Origin of the sequence: Paeniglutamicibacter sp. Y32M11 (genome assembly GCF_019285735.1) — a bacterium.
GTDB lineage: Bacteria > Actinomycetota > Actinomycetes > Actinomycetales > Micrococcaceae > Paeniglutamicibacter.
Window position 1 is genome coordinate 709646 of the sequence record NZ_CP079107.1, and the last position, 16795, is coordinate 726440.

Here is a 16795-nt window from a genome sequence, read left to right on the forward strand (position 1 = left end):
GCCCTCCGAACAAGGCCGAGCGATGGCCGGGAGATGAAGCCCAAGGGGTGCCAACCGCGGAAGGGCTGGCACCCCTCGAGTCAGGACCCCAGTGCCAAGAAAGCACCGAGCTGTGCGAAGGCCGCCGGGGTGCTGGGCAAAAAGTGGGTGAGTGCCGGTGACCGAACGATGACGGCGCGCCATTGCCCGCGCGAAACTGCCACATTGATCCGGTTTCGGTTCAACAGGAAATCAATGCCGCGCGCGGCATCGTCGGCCGAAGAACACGCCATGGAAACGATCACCACGGGGGCCTCTTGGCCCTGGAACTTATCCACGGTGCCCACCTTGACGTCTTCAAGTGCTGCCGCATCAAGCTCGGTGCGTAGCAGGTTCACTTGGGCGTTGTAGGCGGCAACCACCAAGATATCCGAGGCGACTAGCGGACGCGGTGCCTGGCCTTCGCCGCCAATCCACGACAAGCCCAAATGGGTGTGGACCTGATTAATGACCTCGTGCGCTTCCTCGAGGGACGCCGTCGTATTGCCCCGGTGTTCCACTAACACCGTGGCGACCCCGGCCGGAACCTGAGCGAGTGAGCGAGTGGCGGCGACCGCGGCCGATTGAAGTTTGGACTCGTAGCTCAGCGCTGAGACCTTGGAACATAGCTCGGGGTGCATCCGCCACGAGTCGGCGAGGAAATAGCCGAGTTCCTCGGGCAAGGTCGGGTGCCCCGCGCTGAGCCAGCCCAAGGCGGATTCGTCCACCGGTTGCGGGTGGGAGCCCTGGGTGACTTGTGGCAATTGCTGAGGGTCACCCAAGAGCAGTAGCCGGGTGGCGGCGCGAGATACGGCCAAGGTGTTGGCCAGTGAATACTGTCCGGCCTCGTCGATGACCAGCAGGTCAAGGGAACCTTCGGGGACCCGTTTGCCGGTCATGGTCCATGCGGTGCCACCGATCAGTGCGCCCTGATCGGAATTCAGCAGTTCCTCCACGGCATCATCGGTGGTGCCGGACCACGGAACTTCGGTCTTGTCCCCGGCCTTGAGCTTTTTGGCGACCTGTTCCGGGTGTACTCCGGCCCCGGTGATGGCCTTGGTCAGGACGTTGTCCACCACCGCATGCGACTGGGCCACGACCCCGACCTTCCAGCCCTGCTTAACGAGTGCCGCGATGACGTGAGAGGCAACATAGGTTTTTCCGGTGCCGGGAGGTCCCTGAACGGCAAGGTAGGAATGATCAAGATCGATCAAGGCTTCCACGATGGCACCCACGACGTTGGCGCGACCCTCAACCAGGGCGGGGCGCGGGGGCGCGGAGAGGTTCTTGAAGCGAGGGGCGGTCTTGCGCAGAATATCGATGCCGGGGTGCTTGGGCAGGGAAGGAAGCGCTCCGCCGACGCTGCGTGCCAGCTCGGCTAGGGCCTCACGCAGGGAGGTGGTGTTGATCGGCTGATCAGGGGTCAGTGCCACCGGAAGCGTGCCAAAGGCGGGCACCTTCTTATTGGACTTTTCGGCGATCACAATGTGCTCATCGTTTTCCCGCACGACGGTATTAAACATTCCGGCCCGACCCGCGCTGCTGGGTTCCAGCTCCGGCGGCAGCGGGTTGGCATACATAGCGAACCAGGAACTGCCAACGCGGAAATCGGATCCTTCGGCCATGGAGCCGCTTAATTCTGTGACCCTGGTTTCCACCTGGGCACGGGCCGTGGCCTTGTGCCAGTCCTGGACGACCGTTGCGTCATCAACGACAAACACATTGCGCGTATCCGCCCAGATATCAAAGGGCTTCTCCAAACGGTCGAAGTGCTCCCACCAGAATTGCTTGGCCTCGCGGCGGTGGTAACCGGTCGCTGCGGCAACCATGGCGATCGCTCGTTCGTCGTTGGACAGAGCCCGGTCCTGTGGCAGTGCTTCGAGGTAATCGCGCAGGGCAATTTCCTCGGGGCTCGGTTCCACATCATCCACCCCGGGCAGCGCAGCCTCTTCGACCCACTCGGCACGTTCATCGTGCTCAACTAAGCCCAAGAGCCAATCGCGTAGACGCAGCGTGGAGAGGCAGTCATATTCGTTGTAGTCGCGAATGGATTCCAGGATTTGCTGGGCCGCGGTTTCATCAACCAAGAGTTGTTCGTTGTACCTGGCATAGGCCACTACCGAGGCTCCGGCATCCTTGACGTCCCCGCCGCGCAGGTGCTCACCCATGTACAGCGGCTCCAGCTTCTTGATGGAATAGGAGCGTTCGGAGATCAGGAGGGAATGCCGCACGGTGTCGTAGAGATCAACGAGCAGCCCATCACGCAGCCACGCGTCGATGGTGTCCTCGGCAACGACATGACGCAGCGAGAGATTCCGCAGCGCACTCTTCTCATAGGCTGCGTAGTGGTAGATCTTCATCTTGGGGTGGATGGCCCGCCGCGCCTCAACATAGGCGACGAAGTCGGTGAAGGCCTTGCGCTCGCCGGCCCGCGAATGGGCCCAGAACGGTTTGAAGACGGGTTCTTTGGTGTCGATTTCGATGATTCCAAAGAGGTATTCAAGCCCCCACGACTCATCAAAGGGATCCTGCCACAGTGGGTCGCCCTCGAAGTCGAAGAAGATGTCACCGGCATCCGGTAGCGGAAGTCGGGAGATAGTTTGGGTGCCGGCGATCTTATAGGCAACTCCGCCGATGGTTCCATCGGTGGCAGCCAGTCCTACCTGCATACGTGCCTGCTCGGCGAGCTTGTGGTGAGCATCGCGCGGCGCCGTGTTGCTGGCGGCAAGGGCATCGATGCTGGTGATCCCGGCATCCATGAGCTTCTTGCGTTTGGTTGTACTCATGCCAGCTACCAAAAGCAGATCACGGTGGGCGATCACTTGGGCGGAGCAGTAGTCGCAGCGACCGCAGGCGCCAATGCCGTCTTGGCCCCATGCCACCGGTTGGGTCGCCGCGCGGTGCTCAGCAACCAGGGTCTTGAAGCGGGCTCGGCGGTCCTTGAACACCGGGAGTAGCTCATGCATCTGGTGTACCGAGTGGGCCTTGTCCCCAAGCACCAGGGTGGTGTGAGCGGCCACGGGGATGCCGGCAGTGATCAGCTGGTCCCCGTAGGCGGCCAGCTGTAGCAGTGCCGTGACGCGTGCATGGCGGGCCAACTTGGTATCCCATACCGCGTAGCTTCCGTCATCCTCACGAATCAGGAAGTCGGCAAAACCAACAAATTCACCGTCGAAGAACGTCGCCTGAAACACCACATCGGCGCCCTTGACCAGTGCCTGCAACGTTTCGTCGTGGGCACTTTGCAGCGAAGCTCGATCCCCACGGACTCCGGCGGCAAGCATTTTGACTCCGCGCCCGCTGGCAGGGTCATAGTCGCCAAATTTTGCACGAAGTTCCTCTAGGACCTTGTGCTCATGGGCATCACCAAGCACTGCGGTGCGATCCAGCATTTCGTCGGGGCCGAAGTCGACCTTGGCGCTGCGCCCCAAGCGTTCATCAAGCCTGCTCAACGAGGCGAACTCGCAACTTGCCGCGACCACAAGGTCGGAGGCGGAGTAGATCAAATCCTGATCGAGGAAAAACACGAGAGGGGGTGCTCCTTTGAACTTGGCTAAGCTTCGAAACTAGCACCCGTTGGACACGCTTTGGCATAGGGGCTGGCCACGATGTAGCGATCCGCGAGCCAGAAGGCACACACCGCACGACCAAAGACGTCAGCCATTTCTAGTGCGGCGTAATACTTCCCGCACTCCGGTACCCGCGAGCCCGATGGCCAGCGCAAGAATCAACAGGGGGCCGGCCCCTCCATTGGGCCCGAGCGCGGCGGCCAATATCTGCTGAGTGGCAGATGCGATTTCCTGCGGATCCGAGAGCAAAACGCGGGATCCGAACACGTAATTGACCGTGATGAACAGCGCGGGAAATACCCACAGAAAAACCAAATTCACCAGCCATACCACCACGAATTTGACCGACCGTAGGCCGCACCACGCCAACCCCGCACCCACCAGTACCGCCGGCAGCCAGCGCAGCAGCATCAACACTGTGGCGGGAAGACTTGCCGCCCCCAGCAGATTCACTAGCGCTTCGGAGACCCACGAGGTGAGTGGCGTCGCCATGAGGCCTACGCCCAGCGTCGTCACGGCCCGGGACGTGGAGGCAATCAAGATCAGTGCCACCATGGCGGCGATGATGCAAATGATGACTCCCGCGAGGAGCCCGGCAAAGTAAAGGACCGATCGTGTTCCGCCGTCCAAGCCCGTTTCAAGCACCATGAATGACTGAACAGTTGCACCCAGCTGCACCACGAGCACGCCCGCCGCGGCACAACACAGCACCAGTTTCCGACGCTCAGGAGCCCAAAGGCGTATCGCCAAACCTGCCGATGCGCCACCCACCGTCAAGAGTGCCACCAGAGTGGTGAGCTCGTATTGACTCAGCGGAAGCAGGGATAGTGGCATCTGCGCGGGCAACACCTCGGTATTCCACAAATTCTGAAGCGGGAGCCGCAATCCAGTGAACAACCAGGGGAGCAGCCCCAGCACTGCGCCCAGCAGGCCGATCAGTAGCGCAAGAGGTACATCTTTAGTCGTGCTTTGGTGAGGAGCTTGAGTGCCGATCGCGCCAAATCGAGTCGTTGGCACGTCCGGATCTTCGGTGGGGGTCTCAGCGGTCACGAAAAACCCTTCGGTGGCGGGGTAATTGGAATATGGAAAATGATATACCCGCGGGTGCTTTCCGTCGCGGGTGTTGGAGACCGGTCAGCGCACGTGAACGAAGGCTTGATCCATTTTCTGGTGTAGCTGCCGCGTTAGTGCAGCGGATTCTCCGAATCCTTGATGTTGGCTTCCACCCGGGTGTAGGCGTCTCGGGCAACTGCCTTCCAGAAACGCAACGCCACCTCGGGGGCCTCGGCCTCCAAACGGTTAATGGCCGCGGCCGACAATTTCTTCAGATGCAGTCGCCCCTCAACCGTCACCCGGGTGGTCTGCTCGCCCTCCCCGCCCAAGGCCATCTCGCCGAAGGTCATACCCGCCGAAAGTGTTGCATGGCGAACCAGCCTTCCCGCTTGCACGGTGGAGGTGACGACCTTTCCACTGAGGATGAAGTACACACCGCCGAACTCTTGTCCCGGGGTACGCAGGATCCGCCCATCTTCGATCCGGCTCTCCTCCATGAGCGCTTCGAGCCTGGCGATGTCCGTGGATTCAAGCGGGGTCAGTGCGGCGAAATCACGGATTGCCACCTCGGTGGGCACCAGATCGGGGCTGCCATGGCGTGCCAAGAGCGTGAATTCGGCCCATTCCACCGCCTCATTGCGGTTGGGGAAGGCCTGAATTGATGCCAACGGCTCAAATACATGTTCCTGAACCAGGGCCAGGGTGCGTCCTTCCGCGGCCAGCCCATCCGCCAACTGATTAATCATCCGGACGGCGATCTGATCAATCTCATCTACCCGGCGCAGGTCAAGGATTACCAATTCGATGGTGCCCTCCAGTTCGCTGATTTCACGAACCATCGACTCGGTTCCGGCAAAGAGGAGGTCCCCACCCAGTTCAACGATGTGGGCGCGCATTCCAACCTCCGCCAAGAGCTTCACCGCACCCTCGGTATGCCGTGTGCGGGAAGGAACCTGAGTAATGTCGTAGTGCTCGCGGATCACCGAGCGACCCAGTCGTGCCGCGCGCACGAAGTGCAGTCCCATATCCGCACTGATGCGCTCGCTGGCGGCGAGTCCACGGACCGATGAACCATGGGGATCAAGGGCGGGGGAGTAGATGGCCAGACCGATCTGTCCCGGGAGCACCGCGATCAGCCCGCCACCCACCCCGGACTTTGCCGGTAGTCCCACGGCAGCGATCCATGACCCCGCGTCGTCGTACATCCCGCAGGTGGTCATCACCGAGAGCGTGCGCTGGACGGCTTCCTTGCTCATCACCTGTTCGCCGGTACGCGGCTGGGTTCCCCCGTTGGCCAAAGTTGCTGCCATCATGGCCAGATCATTGGTGCTGACCATGACCGCGCAAGCCCGGAAATAATCCTCGAGTACCGGGGTGGGGTCTTTTTCGATGATGTTAAAGGAGCGCAGTAAGTGAGCCAGTGCCCGGTTGCGGTGCCCGGTGCGCATTTCGGAGGCAAAGATGGCTTCGCTGTACTGCAATTGACGTCCGGCCGCGGCGGAGAAACGGTTAAGGATGCGTTCGAAACGCGAGGATTCTTCGTCGTTGACCAGCGAGATCGTGGCGATGGCGCCGGCGTTGATCATCGCGTTGGCAGGTCGCCCGGTGTCTCGGGCCAGCGAGATCTCGTTAAAGGCGTCACCGCTGGGTTCTACATCGATCTTTTCATCCACGGCATCCTGGCCATTGTCATCTAGCGCGAGCGCATAGGAGAACGGCTTGGAAATCGACTGGATGGAAAAGGGTAGTTCCGCATCCCCCACATGATAAATATGCCCGTCAACGGTGGCCAGTGCGATCGCGAACTTTGAGGTATCGGCGTCTGCCATGGCCGGAATTCCCTGATAGGGGGTACCGGAGGTGAGGGCCAACAGATCAGTATAGAGATCAGCGAGGTAGCTGTCGATGGGGGAGCGCATGGCTCCTAGCTTAGGGGCTCGAGACCGGTGTTGTCCGCGAGCTCCGACATGGGGGTAGCGGTCAATGCCTGGCCGATGGCGTTGCCTAGGATTTGCGCACCGGCGGCGTTGGGATGTATCCCATCATCGCTGAGTCCCGGTAGGAAGGTGTTCGCATCGCTGCGCAGTCCCGCCGCGGCATCAACAAACCGCCATCCGCGCTCGCCGGCGAGCTGGACAAGGAACTCGTTGTAGGCCACGGTCGCCTCCGCCGCATCGTCGCGTGGCGGGACGCTGCTGATCAGCACCACCGGAGCCTTAACGATGTTGGCGATCCGGGCAAGGTTTTTAGCGATCCTTTCTTGACCGTTGCCGTGGGCCAGATCGTTGGTTCCGGCCAGGATCACCAATGAATCGGCCGATCCATTACGCAGAGCAGATGCCATGTCCCCGCTTTGTGCACCGCCCAATGCCCAACCGCCGGTCCAGATCAGTTCGGTGGGGGTCTCGGGATCGTTAACAAAGTTGACCCAGGATGCCTCACCCACGTGTCCGGCAGCAACGGTATTGCTACCGGCTGCGGTGATGGAGTCTCCGGCAACCTTGAACGTGCTGTGTTCGCCGCCGGCAGGAACGGAGAATGCCTGCGGAATGGGTTGCACGGTAGGGCCCATGCCGCCCTGGATCAGCATGCCGGCGAAGAGCGTTGTGGCAACGAGTGTTAAACGAGATTTATGAGTTCCCAAGGTATGGCCCCTTTCCTGAAATAAGCGTACTGGGGGCGAAGAAAGATGATGGACTCATTCCCACAACGATTCGCGCGCGGACATGGCAAAGCCGCCGTGGTTGGGTGGAGGAATACTTCCGTAAAACCGCGGCGGCTTCAGCCGTCAGGCTATTTCTTGCGTCCGGCTACCAACGAGGTGATGACCACCCCTGCGGTGACTGAGTTCACGGCGGGCCAGGCCCTCATCTTCTTCGCCAGCGGATGTGATGCTCCGAACGCACCCACGTAGAGGGCCGTTAAAGCCGCCGCGGTGCCGACACCCGTGTTGGCCTTCCATAGGAGGAAAGCTCCGGTGCCTGCGGCTGCAAGCACGGCACCGCCCAACTGGCGGTTTTTGGTGCTTCGGGCCACGGCGTAGCCGCCAATGAGTCCGGCTCCGGCAATGGCTGAGGGCAAGAATGACATGAGTTGATGTTCTCCTTTTTCTTATAGCTTAGATGCCGCCGGTGCAGGGGGCACCTGGTTCCGGGGTTTGCGGACCCTGACGGTATTTGGTGATGAACGTTGAGATGCGAGGATCGTCAACCGCATCAACACTGAGCTGTTCGCCCCAGGCACTGAGCTTGATCTTGGCCCCTTGCTCCGGGTACGGGGATAGCAGCATGTAGGTCTTTTCCCCCACGGCCTTGGTCAGCGCAGAAACCTCTTCGTCGCTGATCCCGTCGTAGGTGATCCACACGGCACCGTGCTCCAACGAATGCACGGCATTGGTTTCCGGCACGGGGCTTTGGTAGACACCGCAATTGAGCCAGACCGGGTTGTGGTCCCCTCCCACACCGGGAGTCTGGTCGTATTTTACGGGGGTGGACACATGGTTGGCCGCGGCGATTTTGTAGTCCTGGACCCCCTCTATGGGGGCGGCCGCGGCGGCGGTAGCTGCAGCTTTGTCTCTGGAGGCGCCGGTGATGACCACGGTTGTCGGGATGACTATCGCCAGCGCTGCGGCGGCAATGATCGAGATCGTCAGGATCTTGGTCCGTTTTTCTTTCTCTCGGGCCTGGGCAAGGACGGCTTGGGCTTCTTCACGCTTATTCATGGGTTGGTCCTTTAGCTCAGCTGTGTCAGCAGCTGGGTCAAGGCCGAGATTTCGGCCTGTTGGGTCATGATGATCTTGTTGGCGAACGAGGTGACCATCGGGTCATCTCCGCGTTGTAAATACGCCTGAGCCATTTCGACGCCGCCATGGTGGTGGGCGATCATGAGGGTAAGAAATTGCTTGTCTGCGGCGGCGCCGCGGGCAGCGGTGAGCTTTTGAATCTCTTCCACGCTGGCCATGCCCATGGAGGCCATGGTGTGTTCCGCTCCAGCTGTCACGTTCCCGTGACTCGAGTGACCGGCATCCTCACTGAGCAGCGAACTCATCCAAGTCATGGATTCTCCGGTTTGAGGCAAGCCCCAGAGCTCCAGCCAGGCATACATCTGACCCGATTGTTGCTGTTGGGTCAACGCGATGTCGTAGGCGAAAGAGCGCACCGCGTCGTTGGTCGAATGCTCGCGAACAATCATCGAGAGTTGCACCGCTTGTTGATGGTGGGTTTGCATGTCCCGGGCGAAGCCAGCCTCGGGCGAGGCCTCGGAGGGAAAATTGCTACGTGGATTGGCTGATCCAAGGATCCAGCCACCGGTGGCCATGGCGAGCATGAGCACGATCAGGGCAATGATGAGCGATCGTGAGGTTTTGGTTTTGGACATCGACGGTCCTTGGAACGAATAAAGCGGATGCATCGGCACTGGCGATGCGCGGGCAGCGGTGTGAGGACGGGCCGTTTACGTTCGTGAAATGGAAAGCTCGTGCAGATCTGGTGCCCTGGCCTGCTGCGATTTCGTGGCCCAGTTCATAAGGTCGCCTGCCGCAGGTCGTGCACCGAATGACCCGGAAGAATCCGGCAACGGTGCGATCTGTGAAAGATTCAATTGCAGATCAAGCTCGGCGGTGCATTGCACTTTGCTGGGCGCATCGGTAGGGCAATGCCGTGCACCTGCCTCATGCTCGACGCCGGCATGGTTCGTCGACTCAGCGGCGGGGAGGAAGCCGGAGCTCTGGCATATTGGGAACAGCAAGGCTAAAGCCACCAGCAGTCCCAATAGTCGTTTCACCCGCACGCCGTTCCTTGTATTCGCAAAATAAGTTACTTGAGCAGTCAAGGATATGAATGCAGTTTGTGTTTTTCCTGTGAACCACCGAGGGTTTCCCGTTGGACAGCGGTGTCCGGTCCTGGGCTACCGCGAGCGGACATAGGGTTGATGGATGGAATTAATCGGCCACTGGTGGCAAGCGGTACTCGCGGGATTTAGCAAGACCGAGCCGTTGGGCCTGACCCCTTTGCCGATAGTGGGGCTGATAACCCTGTGCCTTGTCTTGACGGTGCCACGGGCTTCATGGCGATTTTTCGGGTTGTATGTGACGTTTGTTCATGAACTGGGCCATGCTTTCGCCGCGCTGGTAACGGGTCGCTTTGTCCATGGCCTAAAAATCCGGCTTGACCACTCGGGAGAATTGGCCAGCAGTGGCAAACCGGGCTTCTCGGCGGTTTTCAGTGGTTTCTGGGGGTACCCGACACCAGCAGTGGTGGGGTTGGCTCTGGTTGCCTCGACCTATTACGGCTATGCCTCGGCCGCGTTGTCCATCGGAGCGCTGCTGTTGTTGGGTTCACTGCTTTTCCTGCGCAATGGCGTGGGGATAGCTGTGGCATTGTGTTCGGCTCTCACTGCTCAACTACTGGTGGTGTACACCCCGGACCAAGCCATGGCCTGGGCGGTACTGGGACTAGGGTTGATGCTCCTCGTGGGTGGCGTTCGAGACTTGTTCAAGGTCCTCGGGGTGCACACTCGCAGGCGCGAACTGTTAGATTCCTCCGACGCCTATCTGCTGTCTCAACGCAGCTGGTTACCAGCGTGGTTCTGGCTGTTCGCCTTCATTCTGGTCATTGCGGTGTCAGTGGTGCTCGCGGCGCGGATGCTCCTGCTGATGTTGGGCTGACACCGATTCTGCCGCTTCACCAGTCCCCTTCAAGAGAGCTATCGAATGCCTCATATGTTCTGCTCGGAAGATCGCGTGCCGACCTCTGTGCAACGAAAATGCTGTGCCAAAGCCCGTCTGATTTCCGGTTCTCGAACACCGTAAGTCACTGATATTTCTTCCAGGGTCCACCCTGCTGCGCGCAATTCCATGAGGGTTGGATACGCCGGCATGCCGAGGCTCATTTTCACCGCTCCCTTTCAACGGATCGATGTATCCAGTCAAACGCCGCCCACCGACACTTTGGTCTACCGCAGAAGCTGAGAATCGCAACCGATGGTTGACAGAGACGACGTCATGTCACCTAGTGTTGGTGCTAGGGGACGACAACACTGGCTAGGGACGGAAACTGACATGGCAATCTTCGAATATACGACTCACCTGCCGCATCCGAGGGAAACGGTTTTTGGCTGGTTTGAACGTCCCGGCGCCCTGCCTCGGCTAACCGCGCCTTTCATTGGAACCATCCGTCAAGAACCGGACAAGGGTCTAGCTGTGGGTTCTCGGGCAGTCTTGGGCATCGGAGTTCCCGGAACCGTGGCCACGGGATTGAGAGCAGCCGCACAGACAGCGGCGCAGACCTTAAATTTGCCAGGATGGGCGAGCACGGAAATGCCGTGGCATGCCAAACACATTTCACTTAATCCCGGACGCGATTTCACCGACATCATGGAATCGGGACCGATGGCGCGCTGGGAGCATCAGCACTTCTTCGAAGACGACAATAAGACCCCGCAGTCAGGCACCATCATGCGCGATGTCGTGGAATTTGAACTTCCCGTGCTGAGCAAGGTGCCTTGGCGCGTCCCGAACCGGCTGGCCGAAGACGCGATGCGGCACCAATTGAACCAAGTGTTTCGCTACCGGGAGCGGATGCTGCGTGCGGATCTTGAATTCCATGCTGGCCGTGTCGGAGCGCCGCTCACCATCGCGGTGGCGGGAGCCTCAGGCCTGATCGGCACCCAACTTTGCGCCTTGCTCACTGGGGGAGGACATCGGGTTAAGCGGCTAGTGCGCGATCGGTCGGCTGCCGATGGAATTGACCGCATCTTCTGGGACCCGGAACATGGGGTTCTTGACCGCGAGGATTTGCGAGACGTTGATGCGGTTGTGAACCTCGCGGGTCACACGATCGGCGGTCGGTTCACACAACGGAACAAGCAGAAAATTCGCGACTCGCGGATTCTGAGTACGGATCTGCTCGCCCGGTCCATGGCATCACTGGCACAGGACGGGCGGCAACGTAGTTTCATTGTTGCATCGGCCATCGGAATCTATGGTGCGGATCCCTACACCGCTAGCACCGGCAGCGAACTGGATGAAAATTCCCAGCCGGGCAGCGACTTCCTAGCCGAGGTCTGCGAGGCGTGGGAGCGTGCGTGTGACCCGGCCCGCGAGGCGGGAATCCGGGTAGTCAATATTCGAACTGGACTAGTCCAATCCCCGGCAGGCGGCATGCTGCAACAGATGCTGCCGCTCTTTGCTGTGGGACTCGGTGGCCGGCTCGGTTCGGAAGCATGGCAGTCCTGGATCGGTCTCGACGACGTGGTTGGCATTTATGCGCACGCAGTGTTGACCGACACCGTGCGTGGACCGGTCAACGCGGTGGCACCCCACCCAGTGCAAGCCAAGGAATATGCCAAAGTGCTGGGCAGGGTCTTGCGTCGTCCTGCAGCCTTCCCCGTACCTGCTTTTGGTCCGCGGCTGCTTCTGGGGAAGGAAGGTGCGGAGGAGCTAGCCTTTGCTGACCAACGAGTGTCCTCTCGGAAGGTCTCCGAAAGTGGCTACAAATTTAGGAACGTTGACCTTGAAGCGGCATTACGCCACGTTCTGGGACGGTCCTAACGACGCAGGCGTGTTATTTCCGTGGGCCGTGACGCCGACCGAGTAAGTAAAGGCCAACTCCACTAGCCGTCGCCGCGAACATTCCCCACGGCATCCTTGGGCCCGAGATCTTGACATCCCTTTGGATATCGGCACCGGCTCGCACCCGCAGGGCACGTGCATTCTCGCGATCATCAAGTAATGCCAAGCGTGCCTTATCGATCCCTGATTGGTCGCGAACAGGAAGCCCCAAGACCTCCTCCACTGCTTGGCCCTGTCGAAGCCTTCTGGCTCGTTCCAGCTCGGCATCGAGCTCCGCTCCGAGCAATAGCGAGATGTTGGCCAGCCAAATCCACAAGAGCAGGATGATGACGCCGCCCAATGCACCGTAGGCACTTTGATATTTGCTGAAATTCGCTACGTAGAAGAAGAAGCCTGTAGTGCTCAGCGCCAGGACTACGAGCGCGCCGAGCGACCCCGCGCTGAACCAACGGAATTTCGACTGTCTGACGTTGGGGGTGAAGTGGTAAAGCATGGCGACCATCAACACGGCAATGATCAGGAGCACCGGCCACTTGGCGAGATTCCAGGTCTGCAATGCCGCGTCGCCGAGCCCGAGGACTTCACCCAGTCCACGGGCGACCGGCCCGGAGAGTACGAGGATAGCGATCGCCGCCACGGCTAGACAAAGGAGTACCAATGTCAAAACATACATTTGTGGTCGCAATTTCCAGAGTGGACGCCCTTCCTCGGTGGAATAGGTGCGATTTAGTGCTCGGCCGAAGGCGCCCACATAGGCGGAGGCCGACCACAGTGCCACCAGCAAACCAATCAATAACGTCCAGCCAGCCCCGGTGTGTTCGCCGAGCTGCGTTAGGAGAGCGCCAGCGGTTTCACCCATTTCCGGGGTGCTGATCTGGCCGATGGTTTGAGTCATCCAGTCTCGGGCTTCGTCGCCTCCGCTGAGCAATGAAAGCAACGAAAGCAATGCCAGTAATCCGGGAAACAAGGAAAGGACCGAGTAGTACGTCAACGAAGCGGCCAGGTCGGTCACCCCGTCGCGGGAGAATTCCCGAAGCGTTCGTTGGAGGGCATAGAGATAGGTATCTCTGCGTAGCTCGAGTCCGTCTGGTTTTGACTGGTCCACGGTCGATTTCTCCTACTTTTAGCTTGATCGGCTGGAATAATTCCACCTTACGGGCCAGCGAACCGACTGTCGGGCAACTGCCACGCGCGCGGTGTCCAGTAAACACGTTGTCGGTCCAACACAGGATTCAGCATTGTGGGTAGTGGCGTGGGACCCTTTGGCTGCTTTTTCGGTTACCACGGTCGGTGCAATTTATGGTGAAGAATATTTCACCGTTGTTGCGCTAAGTGCAAACGTGGTGCTGTTCCTGAAGAGCTGCAGTGGTCGGGACGACGGTTTAGCTCGTGTGTGTTTATAGCTCCGGTCAGCAGTTTTGAAGCAAGGGAACGGAATGCTCTCGGAAACCTCGAGGCTGGTTTTGTCGCGTGGAGTGCCACCAAGTCGGTTCGTTTCCAGCTCGCAGCCCGCGAACTCCAAGTCAATTCACAGCAGATGGTTTTGTCACTAGTCAATAGCTGAAAATATCAGTTTTGTAACGGCCATTTGACGATATTTTGCCCAAACTGTCAGGTTTTCCGGTGTGATTAACTTTTTATTGCACTTTGACTAGGAGCTTTCTAGAAACTGGACGACTTTGGCTTGACTCGGCCCCGGGGTAGTGTCGTACGGTCTTTGAGTAACGTTTCTATAACAGCAAGTTACGGAACACGTCACAACTACCGCCGAAGATCCTTCGTTGTCCATTACGGCGGTAGCCACTCGAACGTCGATTGCGACGCCGGACGACGCTGCCATGATGGTCCTGGACGACCTATGCGGAGGATGGCACTGGAGAAACATGATCCAGCTCAACACCAAAAGCAAGAACATTCGACGCGGCGCAGCCACTGCAGCTGCCTTGGCATTGGCCGGGGGCGCCATGGTCATGACCGTTGCTCCGGCATCGGCAGCAAGCACCGGCACTTGGGACGCGCTGGCAAATTGTGAGTCCGGTGGAAACTGGTCGATCAACACCGGCAACGGATACAAGGGTGGACTGCAGTTCTCCAGCTCCACCTGGGCCGCATTCGGTGGCAGCGGAAGTGCTAATACCGCATCGAAGTCTCAGCAGATCGCCGTAGCCGAAAAGGTTCTGGCAAGCCAGGGCTGGGGCGCATGGCCTGCCTGCTCCGCAAAGCTTGGCCTCTCCGGCAAGTCGGGCAGCATCGCTGGCTCCAACTCGAGCGAGCCGAAGGCAACGACCACTCAGCAGGCACCGAAGTCCACCACTTCGACGCCCAAGAAGTCGACTTACAAGTCCAGTGAGTCGACCTACAAGTCGAACGAGTCGACCTACAAGTCGGCCCCCAAGCAGATCAAGTCGGTCCCCTCCAAGAGCGTGACCTCGACCGGCAACCGCGTGGAAAGCGCTCCGACCTCGTCGGCACCGACGATCAACGTCAACGTCGCCGACTCGGGCAAGAACTACACGGTCAAGACCGGCGATACCTTGTTCACGATCGCGCAGGATCAGGGCTTGGATAGCTGGAGCGACCTGTACTCCTTGAACCACGACGTTGTTCCCAACGCCGACCTCATTTTTGTTGGACAGTCCCTGGACCTGCCCTCCAAGTAAACCGGTCCCTCGCGAGAGCGGGCAAACGGCCAAGTGGGCTGTTCTGTAGTCAACCCCCAAGTGACTATGGAGCAGCCTATTTGTGTTTGCGGATGTAGTCGCTTGAAGCGTCGAGCGGCTACGTGACGCGACCTCACGCGAAGACGAATGCCGGCGGAAATATCAGCACCACCACAACCGCCCAGAGACCATAAACGGGCAGGTACTGTGTCTGCCAGTGTTCGAGCGACGCGAACGACCGACTTCCGCGTTGGAATCCCGCGCCGAGCCAGATGGCGCGCACCAGATGTACTAAAAGTAAAAGGTTCAGCCCCAGTGCGGCCACCTTGTTCGGGCTGAAGCCGAATTCGGCGATCCTGGCCAGCATCGCTGCCAACATAGCGGCATTCACCGCCAGCGCCGTTGCGATCAGTATGAGCTGCATGGCATCGAAGAATCCTGGCGGCGTCAGCGGATCGCGCGCCGAGAGCGAGTAGAGCACCAGGCACAGTACCAATATCAGAATCGCGTCCATCAGGATGAGCAGACCACGGTCAACATTGAGCAGGCTACCCGTGGTGGTGAGAACAACCAGCATTGCCAGCAGCATCACGATGGTCAGCGGAGTGAAGACACGTGTGAGCACCGGTGCGATGTTTTCGATGACGTTCTGCTTGGCCTCGACCAGCCAGGCTGCTATGACTAGGGCCCCGGGGACAGCGAAGGGCAAGATCCACGCCTCCATGACCGGTTCCAGATCCAGGCCCACAAGCTGAAGCATGGCAAAAGAAAGCCCCATCAGTACACCTCCACCGAGTCCTAGCAGGGTGAAGTAGATGAGCAATTCTCCGGTGAACCTGACGAAGTCCATGCGCCTGCTATCGGAGCGCCATTGACCGCCGACATACGCCAGCCCCGTCATTACCCATAGGAGCACGGGGGCGTGCAGCGCAGCAAGCAACCAGGTTGAACCGCCGGGAACAAACGGATAGACGTTGAGAACTACGGCCAATGCAAGGAACGCACCGAGCAGGACAACCACCGTGCGCGCGGAGAGCCCACGCTTCCACGCGAAGTATGCCCCGAGGAATGGGAAGACCAGCAGGCCGAGGTTACGCAGCAGAACGTCGCCATCACCCAACCAGATGAGTCCCGCCTTGAGTGCTAGCCCAGCACCTACAGCCAGGGAAATGACCACGGTGAGTTCTCGCCACAAGGTGACTCCGGTGTCCGCGCCCGTTGCACCCTCGGGAAGTAGGACAAGTTGTTTCCACAACCGCTCAGAATGTTCCTGTGCAAACTCGCGTGAAACGGCATCCAAGTTTCCCAGACGCTTGATGGCTACGAGGAAGGCCTCCTCATCGTCGAGCCCGCCGGCCCTCCTGTCGGCGATCTGCTCGCGCAGGTGATCCTCGAGCTCATCGAGGTCGGTGGAGGAAATTACCTGACGCCGGGCTAGAAAATCGCGCCATACGGTTATTTGGGTTTCAAGGCCCGCATGCGGTTCCATTATGCATTCCTCGTTGTTGCAGGGAGTGGGTGTTGCGCAGCATTCCATATCTGCCGCAGCGCGTCAGCGACGACTTCCCATTGCCCCTGTCGCTCGGCCAGCGCGGCACGACCTGCTTCCGTGATGAAGTAGTGCTTGCGCCGGCGGCCGGACTCCGAGGTGGTCCAGGCTGCTCGCAGCAGGTCGAGCCGTTCCAAACGGTGCAGCAGTGGATAGAGCATGCCATCGCTCCATTCCATGTTCCCGCCGGAGATCTCATTGACGCGCTTGATGATGGCGTAGCCATGCAATTCTCCGCCCGTCAGGATTCCCAACACGAGCGGGGTTGCCGATGCGGCGACCAAATCCTTGTCAATGCGCACGGTGACTCCTATACATAGATCTACTAGGTATTGAACGCCTGGTGTTCGCAGATTGCAATGGCGGGGAATGGAGA

14 protein-coding genes are annotated in these 16795 nt (G+C 59.6%); 3 read left to right on the forward strand and 11 right to left on the reverse strand.

The features are described 5' to 3' along the window. Nucleotides 1-80: 80 nt before the first annotated feature. From KUF55_RS03175 to KUF55_RS03210, 8 genes are all read right to left on the reverse strand, one after another. Complete coding sequence (locus KUF55_RS03175; RefSeq protein ID WP_218817968.1) at nt 81-3545, reverse strand: bifunctional RecB family nuclease/DEAD/DEAH box helicase; 3465 nt, start codon at nt 3543-3545, stop codon at nt 81-83. A gap of 129 nt (nt 3546-3674) precedes the next feature. Further along, a complete protein-coding gene (locus KUF55_RS03180) occupies nt 3675-4637 on the reverse strand; it encodes a hypothetical protein (RefSeq protein ID WP_255557273.1) in 963 nt (320 codons plus the stop codon). Nucleotides 4638-4771: 134 nt separating this feature from the next. Further along, nucleotides 4772-6559 (reverse strand): glutaminase A, encoded by a 1788-nt coding sequence (gene glsA, locus KUF55_RS03185; protein WP_218817969.1) that lies wholly within the window; start codon nt 6557-6559, stop codon nt 4772-4774. Between the two features lie 5 nt (nt 6560-6564). Further along, nucleotides 6565-7284 carry an SGNH/GDSL hydrolase family protein gene (locus tag KUF55_RS03190; RefSeq protein ID WP_218817970.1) on the reverse strand — a complete coding sequence of 240 codons (720 nt, stop codon included), beginning with the start codon at nt 7282-7284 and terminating at the stop codon, nt 6565-6567. 149 nt (nt 7285-7433) lie between these two features. Continuing rightward, nucleotides 7434-7730 carry a hypothetical protein gene (locus KUF55_RS03195; RefSeq protein ID WP_218817971.1) on the reverse strand — a complete coding sequence of 99 codons (297 nt, stop codon included), beginning with the start codon at nt 7728-7730 and terminating at the stop codon, nt 7434-7436. Between the two features lie 28 nt (nt 7731-7758). Continuing rightward, nucleotides 7759-8361 (reverse strand): DUF3105 domain-containing protein, encoded by a 603-nt coding sequence (locus tag KUF55_RS03200; protein WP_218817972.1) that lies wholly within the window; start codon nt 8359-8361, stop codon nt 7759-7761. A gap of 11 nt (nt 8362-8372) precedes the next feature. After that, complete coding sequence (locus KUF55_RS03205) at nt 8373-9017, reverse strand: DUF305 domain-containing protein (RefSeq protein ID WP_218817973.1); 645 nt, start codon at nt 9015-9017, stop codon at nt 8373-8375. A 75-nt stretch (nt 9018-9092) separates the two neighbouring features. Next, a complete protein-coding gene (locus KUF55_RS03210; RefSeq protein ID WP_218817974.1) occupies nt 9093-9422 on the reverse strand; it encodes a hypothetical protein in 330 nt (109 codons plus the stop codon). Nucleotides 9423-9573: 151 nt separating this feature from the next. On the opposite strand from KUF55_RS03210, the gene KUF55_RS03215 reads away from it, so the two are divergent. Together KUF55_RS03215 and KUF55_RS03220 are read left to right on the forward strand one after the other, a co-directional pair. Further along, nucleotides 9574-10305, forward strand: coding sequence for a M50 family metallopeptidase (locus KUF55_RS03215; protein ID WP_218817975.1), 732 nt, complete (start codon nt 9574-9576; stop codon nt 10303-10305). Nucleotides 10306-10698: 393 nt separating this feature from the next. After that, nucleotides 10699-12189, forward strand: coding sequence for a TIGR01777 family oxidoreductase (locus KUF55_RS03220; protein ID WP_132362203.1), 1491 nt, complete (start codon nt 10699-10701; stop codon nt 12187-12189). 13 nt (nt 12190-12202) lie between these two features. Here KUF55_RS03220 and KUF55_RS03225 read toward each other — a convergent pair whose 3' ends face one another. Continuing rightward, nucleotides 12203-13315 carry a YihY/virulence factor BrkB family protein gene (locus KUF55_RS03225; protein WP_132362201.1) on the reverse strand — a complete coding sequence of 371 codons (1113 nt, stop codon included), beginning with the start codon at nt 13313-13315 and terminating at the stop codon, nt 12203-12205. A gap of 778 nt (nt 13316-14093) precedes the next feature. Here KUF55_RS03225 and KUF55_RS03230 point away from each other — a divergent pair. Then, nucleotides 14094-14870: a transglycosylase family protein gene (locus KUF55_RS03230; RefSeq protein WP_255557274.1), complete on the forward strand. Its 777-nt coding sequence runs from the start codon at nt 14094-14096 to the stop codon at nt 14868-14870. Nucleotides 14871-15003: 133 nt separating this feature from the next. Here the strand turns inward: KUF55_RS03230 and KUF55_RS03235 are convergent, their stop codons facing one another. Continuing rightward, entirely contained in the window at nt 15004-16359 is a 1356-nt protein-coding gene (locus tag KUF55_RS03235; protein ID WP_218817976.1) for a permease prefix domain 1-containing protein, read from the reverse strand. Continuing rightward, entirely contained in the window at nt 16359-16721 is a 363-nt protein-coding gene (locus KUF55_RS03240) for a PadR family transcriptional regulator (protein WP_132362197.1), read from the reverse strand. Before KUF55_RS03240 ends, KUF55_RS03235 begins: the two co-directional genes overlap by 1 nt. Nucleotides 16722-16795 lie beyond the last annotated feature (74 nt).